This window comes from Streptomyces sp. NPDC028910 (assembly GCF_055564955.1).
The window spans coordinates 312,405-330,721 of sequence record NZ_JBVHVF010000001.1 but is presented as its reverse complement, the minus strand read 5'-3'; the positions used below and the strand labels follow the sequence as shown (position 1 = coordinate 330,721).

At 66.5% G+C, this 18,317-nt stretch carries 27 protein-coding genes; all 27 read left to right on the top strand.

Going from position 1 to position 18,317, the window contains the following annotated elements:
- Positions 1-5: 5 nt before the first annotated feature.
- Positions 6-1,829 (top strand): hypothetical protein, encoded by a 1,824-nt coding sequence (locus ACZ4TV_RS01545; RefSeq protein WP_468129480.1) that lies wholly within the window; start codon positions 6-8, stop codon positions 1,827-1,829.
- A gap of 222 nt (positions 1,830-2,051) precedes the next feature.
- Positions 2,052-4,634 (top strand): N-acetylmuramoyl-L-alanine amidase, encoded by a 2,583-nt coding sequence (locus ACZ4TV_RS01540; RefSeq protein ID WP_468129478.1) that lies wholly within the window; start codon positions 2,052-2,054, stop codon positions 4,632-4,634.
- A gap of 521 nt (positions 4,635-5,155) precedes the next feature.
- A complete protein-coding gene (gene rpsJ / locus ACZ4TV_RS01535; protein WP_003948644.1) occupies positions 5,156-5,464 on the top strand; it encodes a 30S ribosomal protein S10 in 309 nt (102 codons plus the stop codon).
- Positions 5,465-5,478: 14 nt separating this feature from the next.
- Entirely contained in the window at positions 5,479-6,123 is a 645-nt protein-coding gene (gene rplC, locus ACZ4TV_RS01530) for a 50S ribosomal protein L3 (protein ID WP_007265899.1), read from the top strand.
- Positions 6,124-6,127: 4 nt separating this feature from the next.
- Positions 6,128-6,778 carry a 50S ribosomal protein L4 gene (gene rplD, locus ACZ4TV_RS01525; RefSeq protein ID WP_031152736.1) on the top strand — a complete coding sequence of 217 codons (651 nt, stop codon included), beginning with the start codon at positions 6,128-6,130 and terminating at the stop codon, positions 6,776-6,778.
- Positions 6,778-7,101, top strand: coding sequence for a 50S ribosomal protein L23 (gene rplW / locus ACZ4TV_RS01520; RefSeq protein WP_007265901.1), 324 nt, complete (start codon positions 6,778-6,780; stop codon positions 7,099-7,101). The genes rplD and rplW overlap by 1 nt, the downstream gene beginning before the upstream one ends.
- Before the next feature lie 39 nt (positions 7,102-7,140).
- Entirely contained in the window at positions 7,141-7,977 is an 837-nt protein-coding gene (gene rplB, locus ACZ4TV_RS01515) for a 50S ribosomal protein L2 (protein WP_030388860.1), read from the top strand.
- Between the two features lie 12 nt (positions 7,978-7,989).
- A complete protein-coding gene (rpsS, locus tag ACZ4TV_RS01510) occupies positions 7,990-8,271 on the top strand; it encodes a 30S ribosomal protein S19 (protein ID WP_008739713.1) in 282 nt (93 codons plus the stop codon).
- Between the two features lie 43 nt (positions 8,272-8,314).
- Entirely contained in the window at positions 8,315-8,662 is a 348-nt protein-coding gene (gene rplV / locus ACZ4TV_RS01505; protein ID WP_136213228.1) for a 50S ribosomal protein L22, read from the top strand.
- On the top strand, positions 8,662-9,504 hold the full coding sequence (rpsC, locus tag ACZ4TV_RS01500) for a 30S ribosomal protein S3 (RefSeq protein ID WP_468129475.1): 843 nt from the start codon (positions 8,662-8,664) through the stop codon (positions 9,502-9,504). Before rplV ends, rpsC begins: the two co-directional genes overlap by 1 nt.
- 5 nt (positions 9,505-9,509) lie before the next feature.
- On the top strand, positions 9,510-9,929 hold the full coding sequence (rplP, locus tag ACZ4TV_RS01495; protein ID WP_030026326.1) for a 50S ribosomal protein L16: 420 nt from the start codon (positions 9,510-9,512) through the stop codon (positions 9,927-9,929).
- Positions 9,929-10,153, top strand: coding sequence for a 50S ribosomal protein L29 (gene rpmC / locus ACZ4TV_RS01490; RefSeq protein WP_008739703.1), 225 nt, complete (start codon positions 9,929-9,931; stop codon positions 10,151-10,153). The genes rplP and rpmC overlap by 1 nt, the downstream gene beginning before the upstream one ends.
- The gene (gene rpsQ / locus ACZ4TV_RS01485; protein WP_030008467.1) at positions 10,153-10,434 is read left to right on the top strand and encodes a 30S ribosomal protein S17; all 282 of its coding nucleotides are present in this window, start codon (positions 10,153-10,155) and stop codon (positions 10,432-10,434) included. Before rpmC ends, rpsQ begins: the two co-directional genes overlap by 1 nt.
- A 106-nt stretch (positions 10,435-10,540) precedes the next feature.
- Positions 10,541-10,909, top strand: a complete 369-nt coding sequence (gene rplN, locus ACZ4TV_RS01480) for a 50S ribosomal protein L14 (protein WP_003956455.1) — start codon at positions 10,541-10,543, stop codon at positions 10,907-10,909.
- Positions 10,910-10,911: 2 nt separating this feature from the next.
- Positions 10,912-11,223 carry a 50S ribosomal protein L24 gene (rplX, locus tag ACZ4TV_RS01475; protein WP_150258782.1) on the top strand — a complete coding sequence of 104 codons (312 nt, stop codon included), beginning with the start codon at positions 10,912-10,914 and terminating at the stop codon, positions 11,221-11,223.
- A complete protein-coding gene (gene rplE / locus ACZ4TV_RS01470; protein WP_030154702.1) occupies positions 11,223-11,774 on the top strand; it encodes a 50S ribosomal protein L5 in 552 nt (183 codons plus the stop codon). The genes rplX and rplE overlap by 1 nt, the downstream gene beginning before the upstream one ends.
- A 5-nt stretch (positions 11,775-11,779) precedes the next feature.
- Positions 11,780-11,965: a type Z 30S ribosomal protein S14 gene (locus ACZ4TV_RS01465; RefSeq protein WP_003956452.1), complete on the top strand. Its 186-nt coding sequence runs from the start codon at positions 11,780-11,782 to the stop codon at positions 11,963-11,965.
- Between the two features lie 223 nt (positions 11,966-12,188).
- Positions 12,189-12,587 (top strand): 30S ribosomal protein S8, encoded by a 399-nt coding sequence (gene rpsH, locus ACZ4TV_RS01460; protein WP_007265911.1) that lies wholly within the window; start codon positions 12,189-12,191, stop codon positions 12,585-12,587.
- Between the two features lie 20 nt (positions 12,588-12,607).
- Positions 12,608-13,147, top strand: a complete 540-nt coding sequence (rplF, locus tag ACZ4TV_RS01455; protein ID WP_362055125.1) for a 50S ribosomal protein L6 — start codon at positions 12,608-12,610, stop codon at positions 13,145-13,147.
- A 2-nt stretch (positions 13,148-13,149) separates the two neighbouring features.
- Positions 13,150-13,533: a 50S ribosomal protein L18 gene (gene rplR, locus ACZ4TV_RS01450; protein ID WP_030026334.1), complete on the top strand. Its 384-nt coding sequence runs from the start codon at positions 13,150-13,152 to the stop codon at positions 13,531-13,533.
- Between the two features lie 45 nt (positions 13,534-13,578).
- Positions 13,579-14,184, top strand: coding sequence for a 30S ribosomal protein S5 (gene rpsE, locus ACZ4TV_RS01445; protein ID WP_468129472.1), 606 nt, complete (start codon positions 13,579-13,581; stop codon positions 14,182-14,184).
- Positions 14,184-14,366 carry a 50S ribosomal protein L30 gene (gene rpmD, locus ACZ4TV_RS01440; RefSeq protein WP_053682614.1) on the top strand — a complete coding sequence of 61 codons (183 nt, stop codon included), beginning with the start codon at positions 14,184-14,186 and terminating at the stop codon, positions 14,364-14,366. Before rpsE ends, rpmD begins: the two co-directional genes overlap by 1 nt.
- A 1-nt stretch (position 14,367) precedes the next feature.
- Positions 14,368-14,823 carry a 50S ribosomal protein L15 gene (gene rplO / locus ACZ4TV_RS01435; protein WP_008739693.1) on the top strand — a complete coding sequence of 152 codons (456 nt, stop codon included), beginning with the start codon at positions 14,368-14,370 and terminating at the stop codon, positions 14,821-14,823.
- Between the two features lie 187 nt (positions 14,824-15,010).
- Positions 15,011-16,324, top strand: a complete 1,314-nt coding sequence (gene secY, locus ACZ4TV_RS01430) for a preprotein translocase subunit SecY (RefSeq protein WP_468129469.1) — start codon at positions 15,011-15,013, stop codon at positions 16,322-16,324.
- Positions 16,324-16,971 (top strand): adenylate kinase, encoded by a 648-nt coding sequence (locus ACZ4TV_RS01425; RefSeq protein ID WP_468129467.1) that lies wholly within the window; start codon positions 16,324-16,326, stop codon positions 16,969-16,971. The genes secY and ACZ4TV_RS01425 overlap by 1 nt, the downstream gene beginning before the upstream one ends.
- 94 nt (positions 16,972-17,065) lie before the next feature.
- Positions 17,066-17,917: a type I methionyl aminopeptidase gene (map, locus tag ACZ4TV_RS01420; RefSeq protein WP_468129465.1), complete on the top strand. Its 852-nt coding sequence runs from the start codon at positions 17,066-17,068 to the stop codon at positions 17,915-17,917.
- Between the two features lie 138 nt (positions 17,918-18,055).
- Positions 18,056-18,277: a translation initiation factor IF-1 gene (gene infA / locus ACZ4TV_RS01415; protein ID WP_003956442.1), complete on the top strand. Its 222-nt coding sequence runs from the start codon at positions 18,056-18,058 to the stop codon at positions 18,275-18,277.
- Positions 18,278-18,317: the final 40 nt, after the last annotated feature.

The window sequence follows — 18,317 nt, the reverse complement described above, 5'->3', positions numbered from 1 at the left end:
CTGTCATGACGCGACTGGCACCCATGTCCTCCGTCGATCCGGAGGCCGACCGGACCGCCGGGGACTCCCCGGCGGACAGCCGTACCCCCCGGCCCGGGTGGTGGCACGCCCGCTGGGTGGTGCCGTCGGCGCTGGCCATCGGATACGTGCTCAACGTGCTGTTCCGGCTGTCGCTGGTCACCAGGCAGGACTACCCGACGGTCAGCCCGGACGAGTCGATGTACCTGGTGATGGCCAGGATCATGGCCGGCCGGTCGACCACGGAGATCCCCAACGACCAGGTCCTCCCGGGCGGCTACGCGCTGCTCATCTCGCCCGCTCTGCGGGTCACCCAGGACCCGGTGCACGCCTACCACCTGATCATGGGCATCAACGCCCTGATCAGCTGCCTCGTGCTGTTCGTGGCGTACTGGGCGCTGCGCCGGCTGAACGTGTCCCGGCCGGTTTCGTACGTCGTCGCCACCGCCGCGGTGCTCGTGCCGCCCGTGGTCTTCTACTCGCAGTTCGCGATGGCCGACACCCCGCTGCCGGTCCTGGTGCTGCTCTGGCTGATCGGCGTGCACGGTCTGTTCTCCGAGGGCGACCGGCGCCGCCGGATCTGGTTCGGCCTGCTGGCCGCCTTCGCCGCCGGATACTGCCTGCTCACCCACGACCGCGGCGGCGTGATCATCGCGCTGACCGCTGTCGTGCTGCTGGCGGCGCTGGTCCTCAACTGGGCACCCAGGATCGCCACCCTGCTGGCGTTCGCCGTGCTGGCGACGATGTTCGTCATCAAGCAGCTGATGACCGCCTGGCTGATGGCGCGGATCGACGGCGCCAAGCCGAGCGAGGTCGGCAACGCCGTCCTCGAGACACTCGAGAACACCCGCCTGATGCGCCGCACCTTCATGCGGATGATCGGCCACCTGTGGTACTTCATGACCTCCACCTGGGGCCTGGGCGCACTGACCCTGGTGGTCTGCGTGTGCGCGGTGTTCAGCTCGCGCTTCACCCGGGCGAACCGCGTGGTGGCCTTCCTGATGGTCGCGCTGCTGGGCGGGATCGCCCTGGCGGCGGCCGCCGGCCTGCCCAACGACCACCGGATCGACACCATCGTCTACGCCCGCTACCTGTCCCTGCTGGTCCCGGTGTACGTACTGGTCGCGGCGGCGGTGCTGTACCACGTCCGCGGCTGGAAGAAGATCGTCGCGCTCGGCGCGGCCGCCGCCGGCGTGACGCTGGCGCTCACGGCGGTGCTGATCCACATGGCCGGCAAGGAGTTCCACAAGTCCTGGTTCATCCTGTGGGGCCTGCCCGACGCGACCTTCCTCTCCAGCCTGTGGTCGAAGGACTGGGAGCACTTCCACGCGGCGCGCACCACCGCGGTCGCCCTGATCGTGTTCGCCGTCCTGCTGGCGCTGCGGCTGCTCGGCGGCACCCGCCGAGCGGCGCTCGCCACGGGCGCCGCCGGGGTGGTTCTGGCGGTGTTCGCCGGCTGGGGGACCGTCGCCATCACCGAGCACGTCACGGTGCCCAACACGAAGTGGCGCTACAACGACGGCACCGGATTCCTCGACACGGCCGGCCTGCGGCCCGGCGACCGGCTGGTGATGGATCGGGCCTTCCGCTGGGAGACCCGGGTGACCTTGGGCTTCGAGATGATCGACGGCCGGGTCTGGACCCGCTCTCTGATCAAGAACGAGGCTCCGCCGGCCGAGGCCAACGTCGCCGTGCTCGCCCTCCTCGACCCCAAGGCTCCGGCCGCCGACAGCTGGAAGAACGTTCCGGCTGGCTGGCACATCGACCGGGAAGTCCGGGAGCACGCGTACGTGATCTGGCGCCGCGGCTGATCAACCCCCTGACCCCTGACCCGTGACCCCTGACCCCCTGGGGCGCCGCCATTGACGGCGCCCCAGGGGGACCCCGGTGGACCACTCGAAAACGTGAGCCAGTAGCATCCGGCCGATCAGTGGTGTCACGTGGATGAGTTCGCAACACAGGGGTTGGGGAACAACTTGAGACTTGGTCGTGCGCGCGGTACGGCGCTGGCTGCCGCGCTGGGTGTCGTAGCAGTGCTCGGATTCCAGGGCGCTGCCAACGGGTTCGGCACGGATTCCCTGGACGACAAGGAACTGCAGCGCTACAGCGCTGCCGGCAAGGCGCGGGGGCCGGTGGACGGCAAGGTCCACAAGTTCGCGCTGAAGCCGAAGGGGAGCGGCAAGGCCGTCGTCTCCCAGCAGGACACGGAGCCCTTCGGCCTCCTGGGCGTCTCCTGGACGGACCCGGCGGCCGACGTGAAGGGCTCCATCGAGGCCCGCACCCGGAACGCGAAGACCGGCAAGTGGTCGGGCTGGATCGAGCTGGAGCAGGCCAAGGCGACCCTCGACGGCAAGCGCCCCGGGCTCCGCGGCGCCACGGAGCCCGTCTGGGTCGGCCTGTCGGACGGGGTCGAGGTCCGGGTGGGTGGAGACGCGGCCGCCACCGCGCTCCCCGCCGGACTGGAGCTGAACCTGGTGGACCCGGGTTCCGCGAGCTCGACCAAGAAGAAGAAGGGTGAGCTCAACGCCGAGCCGGCGGCCTTCGCCGCTCCGGCGGTGGACCCCGTTCCGCCGACGCCCGCCCAGCCCCCGACCGTCCCCGGACCGGCCTCGACGGCGCCCAAGCCCGAGATCGTCTCCCGGGTCGCGTGGGGTGCCGACGAGAGCCTGAACAACGAGGGCCCGGTCTACCTCCCCGAAGGCAAGATCAAGGCGGCCTTCGTCCACCACACCGCGGCCTCCGCGCCGTACGAGTGCACCGAGTCGGCGGCCATCGTCCGGGGTATCCACGAGTACCACGTGAAGATCCAGAAGTGGCGGGACATCGGCTACAACTTCCTGGTCGACAAGTGCGGCACGCTCTTCGAGGGCCGTCAGGGCGGTGTCGACCAGCCCGTGATGGGCGCGCACGCCTACGGCTGGAACTCCCAGTCGACGAGCGTGTCCGTCCTTGGTGACTACACGAACGCGGGGGCCTCGGCCGCCGCCCTCGACTCCATCTCGAAGGTCGCCGCCTACAAGCTGGGCCAGTACGACGGCGACATGAACGGCACGACGACGCTGACCGCCGGCGCCACCCAGACGAACTACTTCGGCAAGAGCTTCACCGCCGGGCAGTCCTACGAGTTCAAGACCCTCTCGGGTCACCGGGACGGCTTCAACACCCAGTGCCCGGGCAACTCGCTCTACCCGCAGCTGGAACAGCTCCGCACGTCGGGCCCCGCGGCCCAGCTGAAGGTCACCTCCGTGAACGGGGCGCCGGCCCAGCCGGGCTCCTCCTTCGAGACCCCCGGTCCCGTCTCCCTCGGCTTCGCCACCAGCACGGCGAGCGCCCTGGTGACCAAGTTCGAGCTGCTGGTGGACGACAAGCCGGTCGCGACCACCAACGGCACCGCCCGTACGGTCTCCACCTCGCTGGCCCTCGGCAGCCACCAGCTCCAGGTGCGGGCGACCACGACGAACGGCAAGGTGGCCACCAGCCTCCCGGTCACCGTCGTGGCGGAGGTCAAGGCCGTCAAGTTCGTCCCGGTCAGCCCCAAGCGCCTGATGGACACCCGTGAGGGCCTGGGCGTCCCGCAGGCGAAGGTCCCCGGAGGCGGCGTCGTGACCCTGCCGGTGGCGGGCGCCGGCGGCATCCCCGCCAGCGGTGTCACCGCGGTGGTGCTGAACGTGACGGCGACGAACCCGACGGCGAACAGCTTCGTGTCGGTGTTCCCGAGCGGGACCCCCCGCTCGGACGCGTCGAACCTGAACTTCACGGCGGGCCAGACGATCCCGAACCTGGTGGTCGTCCCGGTCGTTGACGGGAAGGTCAGCTTCTACAACCACTCGGGCACCGTCGACCTGATCGCCGACATCACCGGCTACTTCACCTCCAGCGGTGAGGGCGCCACGCAGACCAGCTACGGGCCGACGCGCCTGATGGACACCCGTGAGGGCCTGGGCGTCCCCCGGGCGAAGGTCGCCGGCGGCACCGCGGTCAGCCTCAGCATCCCGGTCACCGGGGCCAAGGCGGTCGTGCTGAACGTGACGGCGACGAACCCGACCGCGAACAGCTTCGTGTCGGTCTACCCGGGCGACACGACCGCGGTCCGCTCCAGCGCGTCGAACCTGAACTTCACGGCGGGCCAGACGATCCCGAACCTGGTGGTCGTCCCGGTCATTGACGGGAAGGTCAGCTTCTACAACCACTCCGGCACCGTGGACCTCATCGCGGACATCACCGGCTACTTCTCGGACAGCGCCACGGGCTCGACGCACACCAACATCGGTCCGAAGCGCCTGATGGACACCCGTGAGGGCCTGGGCGTGCCGCAGGCGAAGGTGGCCGGCGGCAGCGTCGTCACCCTCCAGCTCGCGGGCGTCGACGGGATCCCGTCCACCGGGGTCACCTCGGTCGTACTGAACGTGACGGCGACGAACCCGACGCAGTCCAGCTTCGTTTCGGTGTTCCCGAGCGGAACGGCGCGCCCCAGCGCCTCGAACCTGAACTTCACGGCGGGCCAGACGATCCCGAACCTGGTGATCGTCCCGGTCGTTGACGGGAAGGTCAGCTTCTACAACCACTCCGGCGCCGTGGACCTGATCGCGGACATCACGGGGTACTTCAGCAAGTGATCTGACCTGGCGCTTCGCCGGATCCGAGAGGCCCCGCACCGGATGGTGCGGGGCCTCTCGGCCGTACCGGCGGCAATGCGCGCGGTGCGGTTTGACCACGGAGCGTGGCGGGGTATTCTCTTCGGCCCGATTAGCCAGGTACGTGCCTCGTATGGCAGACTACTCAAGTTGCTCGGCTGAGTGCCGATGCTGCGCGCCTCCCGCCGGGAGGACCGGAAGCGAGTCCCACAGTACTCGTCGTCCTTAATCTGCCTCTCGGGGCAGCAATGAGGGCGGACGTACGGGAATCTTCTGGGAAGTGTCAGCACGGTGCCCACCAGGCGCTCGGTGGGTGTTTCTCCCCCGAAACGCGGTCACAGGGACCGCACCCCCTTGGACGAGGGAATTTCCGTATGGGAATTTTCTGTAGAGGGAGTGCGACACGCCCGACCGCGTGGGTCGGAGGAGAGGCCGCGGGATCCGTTCCGCAGCCAGCCGGGAGCCAGAGCGTTTCCACACAGAGACAGGACTACGGAGTAGCCATGGCGGGACAGAAGATCCGCATCCGGCTCAAGGCCTACGACCACGAGGTCATCGATTCCTCGGCGAAGAAGATCGTCGAGACGGTGACGCGCACTGGTGCGTCGGTCGCGGGCCCGGTGCCGCTGCCCACTGAGAAGAACGTGTACTGCGTCATCAAGTCGCCGCACAAGTACAAGGACTCGCGCGAGCACTTCGAGATGCGCACGCACAAGCGCCTGATCGACATCCTCGACCCGACGCCCAAGACCGTTGACTCGCTGATGCGCCTGGACCTTCCGGCCGGCGTTGACATCGAGATCAAGCTCTGAGAGGCGTCGAGAAGATGGCAAAGCAGATCAAGGGCGTCCTGGGCGAGAAGCTCGGCATGACCCAGGTCTGGGACGAGAACAACCGTGTCGTCCCGGTGACCGTTGTCAAGGCCGGGCCCTGCGTCGTTACCCAGGTCCGTACGAACGACATCGACGGCTACGAGTCGGTCCAGATCGCCTTCGGCGAGATCGACCCGCGCAAGGTGAACAAGCCCCTCAAGGGCCACTTCGCCAAGGCCGACGTGACCCCCCGCCGCCACCTGGTGGAGCTCCGCACCTCCGACGCCAGCGAGTACACGCTCGGCCAGGAGATCACTGCTGAGGTGTTCGAGTCCGGCGTCAAGGTTGACGTCACGGGCAACAGCAAGGGCAAGGGCTTCGCCGGTGTCATGAAGCGGCACAACTTCCGGGGCCTCGGCGCCGGTCACGGTGTGCAGCGCAAGCACCGCTCCCCCGGTTCGATCGGTGGCTGTGCCACCCCTGGGCGTGTCTTCAAGGGCATGCGCATGGCCGGTCGCATGGGTAACGAGCGCGTCACCACCCAGAACCTGACCATCCACGCGGTTGACGCGGAGAAGGGTCTGCTGCTCATCAAGGGCGCGGTCCCCGGTCCGAACGGCGGCCTCGTCCTGGTCCGTACCGCGGCCAAGGGGGCTTGAGGTAATGAGCACCATTGACATCCTTTCGCCGGCAGGCGACAAGGCCGGTACCGTCGAGCTCCCCGCGGAGATCTTCGACGCGAAGACCAGCGTTCCGCTGATCCACCAGGTCGTTGTCGCTCAGCTGGCTGCTGCCCGTCAGGGCACGCACAAGACCAAGACCCGTGGCGAAGTCCGTGGTGGTGGCCGCAAGCCGTACCGCCAGAAGGGCACCGGCCGCGCCCGTCAGGGTTCGACCCGCGCTCCGCAGTTCGCAGGCGGTGGCGTCGTCCACGGCCCGCAGCCGCGTGACTACTCGCAGCGGACCCCCAAGAAGATGAAGGTCGCCGCCCTCCGCGGTGCCCTCTCGGACCGTGCGCGTCACTCCCGCATCCACGTCGTCACCGGCGTGGTCGAGGGTGCCGCCTCCACGAAGGCCGCCAAGACGCTGTTCGGCAAGATCTCGGAGCGCAAGAACCTGCTCCTGGTCGTCGAGCGTGCCGACGAGGCCGCGTGGCTGTCCGCCCGCAACCTGCCCCAGGTTCACATCCTGGAGCCGGGCCAGCTGAACACGTACGACGTGATCGTCTCTGACGACGTGGTCTTCACCCAGGCCGCGCTCGAGTCCTTCGTGTCTGGCCCCAAGGCCGACGAGACCGAAGGGAGCGACGCCTGATGTCTGAGGCGACCGTTACCAGCAAGACCTTCACCGACCCGCGCGACCTGCTGATCAAGCCGGTTGTCTCGGAGAAGAGCTACGCGCTGCTGGACGAGAACAAGTACACGTTCATCGTCGCGCCCGGCGCCAACAAGACCCAGATCAAGCAGGCCGTCGAGGCGGTCTTCTCGGTCAAGGTCACCGGGGTCAACACGATCAACCGTCAGGGTAAGCGCAAGCGCACCAAGACCGGTTTCGGCAAGCGTGCGAACACCAAGCGCGCCATCGTGACCCTTGCCGAGGGCAACCGTATCGACATCTTCGGCGGCCAGGCCTCCTAACGGAGGTCTAGTCGTCCGGAATCGGACGAGGACTGAGAAATGGGTATCCGCAAGTACAAGCCGACGACCCCGGGCCGTCGTGGCTCCAGCGTCGCCGACTTTGTCGAGATCACGCGGTCCACGCCGGAGAAGTCGCTGGTCCGCCCCCTGCACAGCAAGGGCGGCCGTAACAACACCGGTCGGATCACGGTTCGACACCAGGGTGGCGGCCACAAGCGCGCCTACCGCGTGATCGACTTCCGTCGTCACGACAAGGACGGCGTGCCGGCCAAGGTCGCGCACATCGAGTACGACCCCAACCGCACCGCGCGCATCGCGCTGCTGCACTACGCCGACGGCGAGAAGCGCTACATCATCGCGCCGCGCGGTCTGCAGCAGGGTGACCGGATTGAGAACGGCCCGACGGCCGACATCAAGCCCGGCAACAACCTCGCGCTCCGCAACATCCCGGTCGGTACCACGATCCACGCGATCGAGCTCCGTCCCGGTGGCGGCGCGAAGTTCGCCCGCTCCGCTGGTGCCTCCGTGCAGCTGCTCGCGAAGGAGGGCGTCATGGCCCACCTCCGCATGCCGTCCGGCGAGATCCGTCTCGTCGACGCCCGCTGCCGCGCCACGGTCGGCGAGGTCGGCAACGCCGAGCAGTCGAACATCAACTGGGGCAAGGCCGGCCGCATGCGCTGGAAGGGCGTTCGCCCGTCCGTCCGCGGTGTCGCGATGAACCCGGTTGACCACCCGCACGGTGGTGGTGAGGGCAAGACCAGTGGTGGTCGCCACCCGGTCTCCCCGTGGGGTCAGAAGGAGGGTCGTACTCGCTCGCCGAAGAAGGCTTCGAGCAAGTACATCGTCCGCCGCCGCAAGACGAACAAGAAGCGCTAGGAGCGGGTTTAGATGCCGCGCAGTCTCAAGAAGGGGCCCTTCGTCGACGACCACCTCGTAAAGAAGGTGGACGTCCAGAACGAAGCCGGCACCAAGAACGTCATCAAGACCTGGTCCCGTCGCTCGATGATCATCCCCAGCATGCTGGGTCACACCATCGCGGTGCACAACGGCAAGACCCACGTCCCGGTGTTCGTCACCGAGTCGATGGTCGGCCACAAGCTCGGCGAGTTCTCGCCGACTCGCACCTTCCGCGGCCACGTCAAGGACGACCGGAAGTCGAAGCGCCGCTAAAGGCGGGGTGGTTACGACTATGACTTACACCGAAGGGACAACCATGGAAGCCAGGGCCCAGGCGCGGTACATCCGCGTCACGCCCATGAAGGCCCGCCGAGTGGTGGACCTTATCCGTGGCATGGATGCCACGGAGGCTCAGGCGGTCCTGCGTTTCGCCCCGCAGGCCGCGAGCGTGCCGGTCGGCAAGGTGCTGGACAGCGCCATTGCCAACGCCGCACACAACTACAACCACCCGGACGCTTCTTCGCTGTTCATCAGCGAGGCGTTCGTGGACGAGGGCCCGACCCTGAAGCGGTTCCGTCCGCGTGCGCAGGGCCGTGCCTACCGGATCCGCAAGCGGACCAGCCACATCACCGTGGTCGTCAGCAGCAAGGAAGGTTCCCGGTAATGGGCCAGAAGGTAAACCCGCACGGGTTCCGGCTCGGCATCACCACCGACTTCAAGTCGCGTTGGTACGCCGACAAGCTGTACAAGGACTACGTCAAGGAAGACGTCGCCATCCGTCGGATGATGACGTCCGGCATGGAGCGCGCCGGCATCTCGAAGGTTGAGATCGAGCGCACCCGTGACCGCGTGCGTGTGGACATCCACACCGCTCGTCCGGGCATCGTCATCGGCCGCCGTGGCGCCGAGGCCGACCGCATCCGCGGCGACCTCGAGAAGCTCACGGGCAAGCAGGTCCAGCTGAACATCCTCGAGGTCAAGAACCCCGAGCTCGACGCTCAGCTGGTTGCTCAGGCCGTTGCCGAGCAGCTCTCCTCCCGCGTCTCCTTCCGTCGCGCCATGCGTAAGAGCATGCAGGGCACGATGAAGGCCGGCGCCAAGGGCATCAAGATCCAGTGTGGTGGCCGTCTCGGCGGCGCCGAGATGTCCCGGTCCGAGTTCTACCGCGAGGGTCGTGTGCCGCTGCACACGCTGCGCGCGAACGTGGACTACGGCTTCTTCGAGGCCAAGACCACCTTCGGCCGTATCGGCGTGAAGGTCTGGATCTACAAGGGCGACGTCAAGAACATCGCCGAGGTTCGCGCCGAGAACGCTGCGGCCCGTGCGGGTAACCGCCCGGCCCGTGGCGCGGGTGGCGCTGGCGAGCGTCCCGCCGGCCGTGGTGGCCGCGGTGGCGAGCGCGGCGGCCGTGGTGGCCGCAAGCCGCAGCAGGCTGCTGGTGCCGAGGCCCCCAAGGCCGAGGCTCCCGCCGCCGCTCCGGCCGAGAGCACCGGAACGGAGGCCTGACCGACATGCTGATCCCTCGTAGGGTCAAGCACCGCAAGCAGCACCACCCGAAGCGTCGCGGTATGGCCAAGGGCGGTACTGAGGTCTCGTTCGGCGAGTACGGCATCCAGGCGCTGACCCCGGCGTACGTGACGAACCGCCAGATCGAGGCGGCTCGTATCGCGATGACCCGCCACATCAAGCGTGGCGGCAAGGTCTGGATCAACATCTACCCGGACCGCCCGCTCACGAAGAAGCCTGCCGAGACCCGCATGGGTTCCGGTAAGGGTTCTCCCGAGTGGTGGATTGCCAACGTGCACCCGGGTCGGGTCATGTTCGAGCTGTCCTACCCGAACGAGAAGATTGCTCGTGAGGCGCTCACCCGCGCTGCTCACAAGCTTCCGATGAAGTGCCGGATTGTTCGGCGCGAGGCAGGTGAGTCGTGATGGCGACGGGAACCAAGGCGTCCGAGCTGCGTGAGCTCGGCAACGAGGAGCTCGTTGGCAAGCTGCGCGAGGCCAAGGAGGAGCTGTTCAAGCTCCGCTTCCAGGCGGCCACGGGTCAGCTGGAGAACAACGGCCGGCTCAAGTCCGTCCGTAAGGACATCGCTCGCATCTACACCCTGATGCACGAGCGTGAGCTCGGTATCGAGACGGTGGAGAGCGCCTGATGAGCGAGAACAACGTGACTGAGAAGACCGAGCGCGGATTCCGCAAGACCCGTGAGGGTCTGGTCGTCAGCGACAAGATGGACAAGACCGTCGTCGTCGCCGTCGAGGACCGCGTGAAGCACGCCCTGTACGGCAAGGTCATCCGCCGTACGAACAAGCTCAAGGCTCACGACGAGCAGAACGCTGCCGGTGTCGGCGACCGCGTCCTCATCATGGAGACGCGTCCGCTGTCGGCGAGCAAGCGCTGGCGCATCGTCGAGATCCTCGAGAAGGCCAAGTAATCCGTCCGGGGGGTTTCCCCCGGATTCGTTCCGCCAGGCTCGGTGGGGGCTCCGCTCTCAGGAGTGAAGCCCCCGCCGGGAACCGGCAGACAAACAGGAGATAGACGTGATCCAGCAGGAGTCGCGACTGCGTGTCGCCGACAACACTGGTGCCAAGGAGATCCTTTGCATCCGTGTTCTCGGTGGCTCCGGTCGCCGCTACGCGGGCATCGGTGACGTCATCGTCGCCACCGTCAAGGACGCGATCCCCGGTGGCAACGTGAAGAAGGGTGACGTCGTCAAGGCGGTCATCGTTCGCACCGTCAAGGAGCGCCGCCGCCAGGACGGCTCGTACATCCGCTTCGACGAGAACGCCGCCGTCATTCTGAAGAACGACGGCGACCCTCGCGGCACCCGTATCTTCGGCCCCGTCGGCCGTGAGCTGCGCGAGAAGAAGTTCATGAAGATCATCTCGCTCGCGCCGGAGGTGCTGTAAGCATGAAGATCAAGAAGGGCGACCTGGTCCAGGTCATCACCGGTAAGGACAAGGGCAAGCAGGGCAAGGTCATCGTTGCCTTCCCCGCTGAGAACCGTGTCCTCGTCGAGGGTGTCAACCGGGTCAAGAAGCACACCAAGGCTGCGCAGAACCAGGCCGGTGGCATTGTGATCACCGAGGCCCCGGTCCACGTCAGCAACGTTCAGCTGGTTGTGGAGAAGGACGGCAAGAAGGTCGTCACCCGCGTCGGCTACCGCTTCGACGACGAGGGCAACAAGATCCGCGTTGCCAAGCGGACGGGTGAGGACATCTGATGGCTACCACTCCGCGTCTCAAGACGAAGTACCGCGAGGACATCGCGGGCAAGCTGCGTGAGGAGTTCTCCTACGAGAACGTCATGCAGATCCCCGGCCTCGTGAAGATCGTGGTCAACATGGGTGTGGGCGACGCCGCCCGCGACTCCAAGCTGATCGACGGCGCCATCCGCGACCTGACGACGATCACCGGTCAGAAGCCGGCCGTCACGAAGGCCCGCAAGTCCATCGCGCAGTTCAAGCTGCGCGAGGGTCAGCCGATCGGCTGCCACGTCACCCTCCGTGGTGACCGCATGTGGGAGTTCCTGGACCGTACGCTGTCGCTCGCGCTGCCGCGTATCCGTGACTTCCGTGGTCTGTCGCCGAAGCAGTTCGACGGCCGTGGCAACTACACCTTCGGTCTCACGGAGCAGGTCATGTTCCACGAGATCGACCAGGACAAGATCGACCGTACCCGGGGTATGGACATCACCGTGGTCACCACGGCGACCAACGACGCTGAGGGCCGCGCGCTCCTTCGTCACCTCGGCTTCCCCTTCAAGGAGGCGTAAGCGAGATGGCGAAGAAGGCTCTCATCGCGAAGGCTGCCCGTAAGCCCAAGTTCGGTGTGCGTGCGTACACCCGCTGCCAGCGCTGCGGTCGCCCCCACTCCGTGTACCGCAAGTTCGGCCTGTGCCGCGTCTGCCTTCGTGAGATGGCTCACCGTGGCGAGCTGCCGGGCGTGACCAAGAGCTCCTGGTAAATCCCCCTCGTCCGCAAGGACTTGGGCAATACCAGGCACTCTCGGTAAGCATCTGGTCGGTGGGTGCCCTGCCCCGCATGCCGTAGGCTTGTGGGGTTGGGCGTCCGCCGTCCATAACGACTTACTACGCCGTAGGTCCCCGCACCGCACCCGTCCCGCCACTGAGTGGGGAGAGGGATGGCGCATACAGGAAACCCCGGCGAGAGAGGCCGAAGGCCACTTCATGACCATGACTGACCCGATCGCAGACATGCTCACGCGTCTGCGTAACGCTAACTCGGCGTACCACGACACCGTCGTGATGCCGCACAGCAAGATCAAGTCGCACATCGCAGAGATCCTCAAGCAGGAGGGTTTCATCACCGGCTGGAAGGTCGAGGACGCCGAGGTCGGCAAGAACCTCGTCCTCGAGCTGAAGTTCGGGCCGAACCGTGAGCGCTCCATCGCGGGCATCAAGCGGATCTCGAAGCCCGGTCTGCGCGTGTACGCGAAGTCCACCAACCTGCCGAAGGTCCTCGGCGGCCTGGGCGTGGCGATCATCTCCACGTCCCACGGTCTCCTGACCGGTCAGCAGGCAGGCAAGAAGGGCGTAGGTGGGGAAGTCCTCGCCTACGTCTGGTAGTCGGGAACGGAGGAAAAGCAATGTCGCGAATCGGCAAGCTCCCCATCCAGGTTCCCGCCGGTGTGGACGTCACCATCGACGGCCAGGCGGTCGCTGTGAAGGGCCCCAAGGGTTCCCTCGCGCTCACCGTCAAGGCGCCGATCGAGATCGTCAAGGGTGAGGACGGCGTTCTGAACGTCACCCGCCCCAACGACGAGCGTCAGAACAAGGCCCTGCACGGCCTGTCCCGCACGCTGGTGGCGAACATGATCACCGGTGTGACCACGGGATACGTCAAGGCTCTCGAGATCAGCGGCGTCGGTTACCGCGTGGCCGCGAAGGGCTCCAACCTGGAGTTCCAGCTCGGCTACAGCCACCCGATCCTGGTGGAGGCGCCCGAGGGCATCTCCTTCAAGGTCGAGTCGCCGACCAAGTTCACGGTCGAGGGCATCGACAAGCAGAAGGTCGGCGAGGTCGCCGCCAACATCCGCAAGCTGCGGAAGCCCGACCCGTACAAGGCCAAGGGTGTCAAGTACGCCGGCGAAGTCATCCGCCGCAAGGTCGGAAAGGCTGGTAAGTAGCCATGGCATACGGTGTGAAGATCGCCAAGGGCGACGCGTACAAGCGCGCTGCCAAGGCTCGCCGCCACATCCGCATCCGCAAGAACGTCTCGGGTACGGCGGAGCGTCCGCGCCTCGTCGTGACGCGTTCCAACCGCAACATCGTTGCTCAGGTCATCGACGACCTCCAGGGTCACACCCTGGCGTCCGCGTCGACCCTGGACGCTTCGATCCGCGGTGGCGAAGGCGACAAGAGCGCCCAGGCCCAGGCTGTCGGCGCGCTCGTCGCCGAGCGTGCCAAGGCCGCGGGTGTCGAGACCGTCGTGTTCGACCGCGGTGGCAACCGATACGCCGGGCGCATTGCCGCTCTGGCTGACGCCGCCCGCGAAGCCGGGCTGAAGTTCTAAGCCCCGGTTCCGGGACTCACGGACGTAACAGAGAGAGGTAATCCAATGGCTGGACCCCAGCGCCGCGGAAGCGGTGCCGGTGGCGGCGAGCGGCGGGACCGGAAGGGTCGCGACGGTGGCCCTGCCGCCGAGAAGACCGCTTACGTTGAGCGCGTTGTCGCGATCAACCGCGTCGCCAAGGTTGTCAAGGGTGGTCGCCGCTTCAGCTTCACCGCGCTGGTCGTGGTGGGCGACGGTGACGGCACTGTAGGTGTCGGTTACGGCAAGGCCAAGGAAGTTCCCGCGGCCATTGCCAAGGGTGTCGAGGAAGCCAAGAAGAACTTCTTCAAGGTTCCGCGCATCCAGGGCACCATCCCCCACCCGATCACGGGTGAGCGTGCCGCGGGCGTCGTGCTGCTGAAGCCGGCTTCCCCCGGTACCGGTGTTATCGCCGGTGGCCCGGTGCGCGCCGTTCTGGAGTGCGCCGGCGTTCACGACATCCTGTCGAAGTCGCTCGGCTCGTCCAACGCGATCAACATCGTGCACGCGACCGTGGAGGCCCTCAAGGGCCTGCAGCGTCCCGAGGAGATCGCGGCTCGCCGTGGTCTGCCCCTCGAGGACGTCGCCCCCGCGGCCCTGCTTCGTGCACGTGCCGGGGCGGGTGCTGCGTAATGGCTCGCCTCAAGATCACGCAGACGAAGTCGTACATCGGCAGCAAGCAGAACCACCGCGACACGCTGCGTTCGCTCGGGCTCAAGCGCCTGAACGACGTGGTCGTCAAGGAGGACCGCCCCGAGTTCCGCGGAATGGTGCAGACCGTCCGCCACCTCGTGACGGTTGAGGAGGTTGACTAACATGGCTGAGAACAGCCCGCTGAAGGCCCACAACCTCCGTCCCGCCCCCGGTGCCAAGACCGCGAAGACCCGTGTCGGTCGTGGTGAGGCGTCGAAGGGTAAGACGGCCGGTCGTGGTACGAAGGGCCAGAAGGCCCGCTACCAGATCCCGCAGCGCTTCGAGGGTGGGCAGATGCCCCTCCACATGCGTCTGCCGAAGCTCAAGGGCTTCAAGAACCCGTTCCGCACCGAGTTCCAGGTGGTCAACCTGGACAAGCTCGGCGCTCTCTACCCCGAGGGTGGAGAGGTCACGGTGGCCGACCTGGTCGCCAAGGGCGCGGTGCGCAAGAACAGCCTCGTCAAGGTCCTGGGCCAGGGCGAGCTCTCCGTGGCGCTGCAGGTTTCGGTTGACGCCGTCTCCGCCTCCGCCAAGGAGAAGATCGCCGCTGCCGGCGGCACTGTCACCGAGCTCGTCTAAGACGGATCAAGTGACTAAATAGCTCGAAACCCGACCGGGGATGCCTCACAAATGGGGCATCCCCGGTTGGTCGTTCCACGGGGGGCACACTCGCCGGTAAGGTGGCGTGCACCTTTGCTTTGTCGTATACGTCGATCCCTCAGACCGTCACCTCTGACGCAGTAGCGCGGGGGTCGCAGGAGGCACCGTGCTCACCGCGTTCGCCCGGGCGTTCAAGACGCCCGACCTGCGCAAGAAGCTGCTCTTCACGCTCGGCATCATCGTGCTGTTCCGGCTCGGGTCCCACATCCCGGTCCCCGGAGTGAGCTATAAGAACGTTCAGATCTGCGTAGAGCAGGCAGGCAGCAGCAATGGGCTGTTCGGCCTCGTCAACATGTTCAGCGGCGGTGCGCTGCTGCAGATCACGATCTTCGCGCTCGGCATCATGCCGTACATCACGGCGAGCATCATTCTGCAGCTGCTGACCGTGGTCATCCCGAAGCTGGAGACCCTCAAGAAAGAGGGCCAGTCCGGCACGGCGAAGATCACTCAGTACACGCGCTATCTGACGGTCGCGCTGGCGATCCTGCAGGGCACCGGCCTCGTCGCCACCGCCCGCACCGGCGCCCTGTTCCAGGGCTGCCAGGTCGCCAGCCAGATCGTCCCCGACCGGTCGATCTTCACCACGGTCGTCATGGTGGTCACCATGACCGCCGGTACCTGCGTCGTCATGTGGCTCGGTGAGCTCATCACCGACCGCGGCATCGGCAACGGCATGTCGATCCTCATGTTCATCTCGATCGCCGCCGGCTTCATCGGCGCCCTCTGGCAGATCAAGCTCCAGGGCAAGATCGCCGACGGCTGGGTCGAGTTCGGCGTCGTCATGCTGGTCGGGCTCGCGATGGTGGGCCTGGTCGTCTTCGTCGAGCAGGCGCAGCGCCGGATCCCGGTCCAGTACGCGAAGCGCATGATCGGCCGCCGTGCCTACGGCGGTACCTCGACCTACATCCCGCTCAAGGTGAACCAGGCGGGCATCATCCCCGTCATCTTCGCCTCGTCGCTGCTCTACATCCCGGCGCTCATCGTCCAGTTCAGCGGTTCCACCGCCGGCTGGGCCACCTGGATCCAGAAGCACTTCGTCAAGGGCGACCACCCGTACTACATCGCGGTGTACTTCCTCCTGATCGTCTTCTTCGCGTTCTTCTACGTGGCGATCTCGTTCAACCCCGAGGAAGTTGCAGACAACATGAAGAAGTATGGTGGGTTCATCCCGGGTATTCGTGCCGGTCGACCCACCGCCGAGTACCTGAGCTACGTGCTCAACCGGATCACCTGGCCGGGGTCGCTGTACCTGGGTCTCATCGCTCTTGTGCCGACGATGGCGTTGGCCGGCTTCGGAGCGAACCAGAACTTCCCGTTCGGCGGGACGAGCATCCTGATCATCGTGGGTGTGGGTCTGGAAACCGTGAAGCAGATCGAGAGCCAGCTCCAGCAGCGTAATTACGAAGGGTTCCTCCGCTGATGCGAATCGTCCTCGTCGGACCGCCCGGTGCGGGCAAGGGAACGCAGGCCGCGTTCCTTGCCAAGAACCTGTCGATCCCGCACATCTCCACGGGCGACCTGTTCCGGGCCAACATCAGCCAGGGCACCGAGCTGGGCAAGCAGGCGAAGGCGTTCATGGACGCCGGCGACCTGGTTCCCGACGAGGTGACCATCGGTATGGCGAAGGACCGGATGGAGCAGCCGGACGCCGTGAACGGCTTCCTGCTCGACGGCTTCCCGCGCAACGTCTCGCAGGCCGAGGCGCTCGACGTGATGCTCCAGGCCGAGGGCATGAAGCTCGACGCCGTACTCGACCTGGAGGTCGAGGAGGACGAGGTCGTCAAGCGGATCGCCGGTCGCCGGATCTGCCGTAACGACTCCGCGCACGTCTTCCACGTGACGTACGCCCCGCCGAAGACCGCGGGCGTCTGCGACACCTGCGGCGGCGAGCTGTACCAGCGGGGCGACGACTCCGAGGCCACGGTCCGCAACCGGCTGGAGGTCTACCACTCGCAGACCGAGCCGATCATCGACTACTACAAGGCCCAGGGCCTGCTGGTGACCATCCCGGCCCTCGGTGAGGTCGCGGACGTCACGAAGCGCGCGATGGATGCGCTGAAGAAGTAGTCACCCTTTGTTGTGCAGGTACGGCCGCGGTGTCCCCAGGGCATCGCGGCCGTACTGTTGAGAAACCCGTACCGAAGCTGGAAGGCTGTTCCACATGGTCCAGATCAAGACCCCCGAGCAGATCGCGAAGATGCGCGAGGCGGGGCTGGTCGTCGCCGCGATCCACGCGGCGACCCGTGAGGCGGCCGTGCCGGGCGCCACGACACGGGATCTGGACATGGTCGCCCGCAAGGTCATCGCGGACGCCGGCGCCAAGTCGAACTTCCTCGGCTACGGCGGCTTCCCCGCGACGATCTGCACCTCGGTGAACGAGGTCGTCGTCCACGGCATCCCGGACGACAAGACGGTCCTCAAGGACGGCGACATCATCTCGATCGACGCCGGCGCGATCGTGGACGGCTGGCACGGCGACGCCGCGTACACCGCCTTCGTGGGCACCGGGCACGCACCTGAGCTCCTGGAGCTCTCCCGGGTGACCGAGGAGTCCATGTGGGCCGGCATCGCCGCCATGAAGCTCGGCAACCGCCTCGTGGACATCTCCAAGGCGATCGAGACGTACATCAAGCGCCAGCCCCGCCCGAGCACCGGTGACCACAGCCTCGGCAGGTTCGGGATCATCGAGGACTACGGCGGCCACGGCATCGGGTCCGAGATGCACATGGACCCCCACCTGCTGAACTACGTCTCGCGCAAGCGGGGCAAGGGGATCAAGCTGGTCCCGGGCGTCTGCCTGGCGATCGAGCCGATGGTCTCCCTGGGCACCGCCCAGACGGAGGTACTGGCGGACGACTGGACGGTCATCACGACGGACGGCACCTGGTCCTCGCACTGGGAGCACTCCATCGCCCTGACGGAGGCCGGTCCGATCGTCCTGACCAGCCCGGACTGCGGTAAGGCGAAGCTGGCGGAGTACGGAGTCACCACGGCTCCGGACCCCCTCGGTTAATGATCTAGACTCATGGGCAAACTTTCCGGATTCGTCTTTCTGGGTGCCCTGACGTAGACTGACTCGTCGGCTCTCGTGCACTTCCATGCCTGCATGGCGCACGGGGCCGATCAAGGTAGCCGATTCGAAAGGCGAAGCGTGGCCAAGAAGCAAGGTGCCATCGAAATCGAGGGCACCGTGATCGAGTCCCTCCCGAACGCGATGTTCAAGGTGGAACTGCAGAACGGTCACAAGGTCCTCGCGCACATCAGCGGCAAGATGCGCATGCACTACATCCGCATCCTCCCGGATGACCGGGTCGTCGTGGAGCTGTCTCCGTACGACCTGACGCGTGGCCGGATCGTCTACCGATACAAGTAGATCTTGTCCTCACTCCTGCCTGGGCATCCGTCCCGGTGCG

Excerpts from the sequence above, each read along its gene's own strand:
- ACZ4TV_RS01545 (WP_468129480.1), top strand. The coding sequence starts at position 6 with ATGACGCGACTGGCACCCATGTCCTCCGTCGATCCGGAGGCCGACCGG.
- rpsJ (WP_003948644.1), top strand. The coding sequence starts at position 5,156 with ATGGCGGGACAGAAGATCCGCATCCGGCTCAAGGCCTACGACCACGAG.
- rplC (WP_007265899.1), top strand. The coding sequence starts at position 5,479 with ATGGCAAAGCAGATCAAGGGCGTCCTGGGCGAGAAGCTCGGCATGACC.
- rplD (WP_031152736.1), top strand. The coding sequence starts at position 6,128 with ATGAGCACCATTGACATCCTTTCGCCGGCAGGCGACAAGGCCGGTACC.
- rplW (WP_007265901.1), top strand. The coding sequence starts at position 6,778 with ATGTCTGAGGCGACCGTTACCAGCAAGACCTTCACCGACCCGCGCGAC.
- rplB (WP_030388860.1), top strand. The coding sequence starts at position 7,141 with ATGGGTATCCGCAAGTACAAGCCGACGACCCCGGGCCGTCGTGGCTCC.
- rpsS (WP_008739713.1), top strand. The coding sequence starts at position 7,990 with ATGCCGCGCAGTCTCAAGAAGGGGCCCTTCGTCGACGACCACCTCGTA.
- rplV (WP_136213228.1), top strand. The coding sequence starts at position 8,315 with ATGGAAGCCAGGGCCCAGGCGCGGTACATCCGCGTCACGCCCATGAAG.
- rpsC (WP_468129475.1), top strand. The coding sequence starts at position 8,662 with ATGGGCCAGAAGGTAAACCCGCACGGGTTCCGGCTCGGCATCACCACC.
- rplP (WP_030026326.1), top strand. The coding sequence starts at position 9,510 with ATGCTGATCCCTCGTAGGGTCAAGCACCGCAAGCAGCACCACCCGAAG.
- rpmC (WP_008739703.1), top strand. The coding sequence starts at position 9,929 with ATGGCGACGGGAACCAAGGCGTCCGAGCTGCGTGAGCTCGGCAACGAG.
- rpsQ (WP_030008467.1), top strand. The coding sequence starts at position 10,153 with ATGAGCGAGAACAACGTGACTGAGAAGACCGAGCGCGGATTCCGCAAG.
- rplX (WP_150258782.1), top strand. The coding sequence starts at position 10,912 with ATGAAGATCAAGAAGGGCGACCTGGTCCAGGTCATCACCGGTAAGGAC.
- rplE (WP_030154702.1), top strand. The coding sequence starts at position 11,223 with ATGGCTACCACTCCGCGTCTCAAGACGAAGTACCGCGAGGACATCGCG.
- ACZ4TV_RS01465 (WP_003956452.1), top strand. The coding sequence starts at position 11,780 with ATGGCGAAGAAGGCTCTCATCGCGAAGGCTGCCCGTAAGCCCAAGTTC.
- rpsH (WP_007265911.1), top strand. The coding sequence starts at position 12,189 with ATGACCATGACTGACCCGATCGCAGACATGCTCACGCGTCTGCGTAAC.
- rplF (WP_362055125.1), top strand. The coding sequence starts at position 12,608 with ATGTCGCGAATCGGCAAGCTCCCCATCCAGGTTCCCGCCGGTGTGGAC.
- rplR (WP_030026334.1), top strand. The coding sequence starts at position 13,150 with ATGGCATACGGTGTGAAGATCGCCAAGGGCGACGCGTACAAGCGCGCT.
- rpsE (WP_468129472.1), top strand. The coding sequence starts at position 13,579 with ATGGCTGGACCCCAGCGCCGCGGAAGCGGTGCCGGTGGCGGCGAGCGG.
- rpmD (WP_053682614.1), top strand. The coding sequence starts at position 14,184 with ATGGCTCGCCTCAAGATCACGCAGACGAAGTCGTACATCGGCAGCAAG.
- rplO (WP_008739693.1), top strand. The coding sequence starts at position 14,368 with ATGGCTGAGAACAGCCCGCTGAAGGCCCACAACCTCCGTCCCGCCCCC.
- ACZ4TV_RS01425 (WP_468129467.1), top strand. The coding sequence starts at position 16,324 with ATGCGAATCGTCCTCGTCGGACCGCCCGGTGCGGGCAAGGGAACGCAG.
- map (WP_468129465.1), top strand. The coding sequence starts at position 17,066 with ATGGTCCAGATCAAGACCCCCGAGCAGATCGCGAAGATGCGCGAGGCG.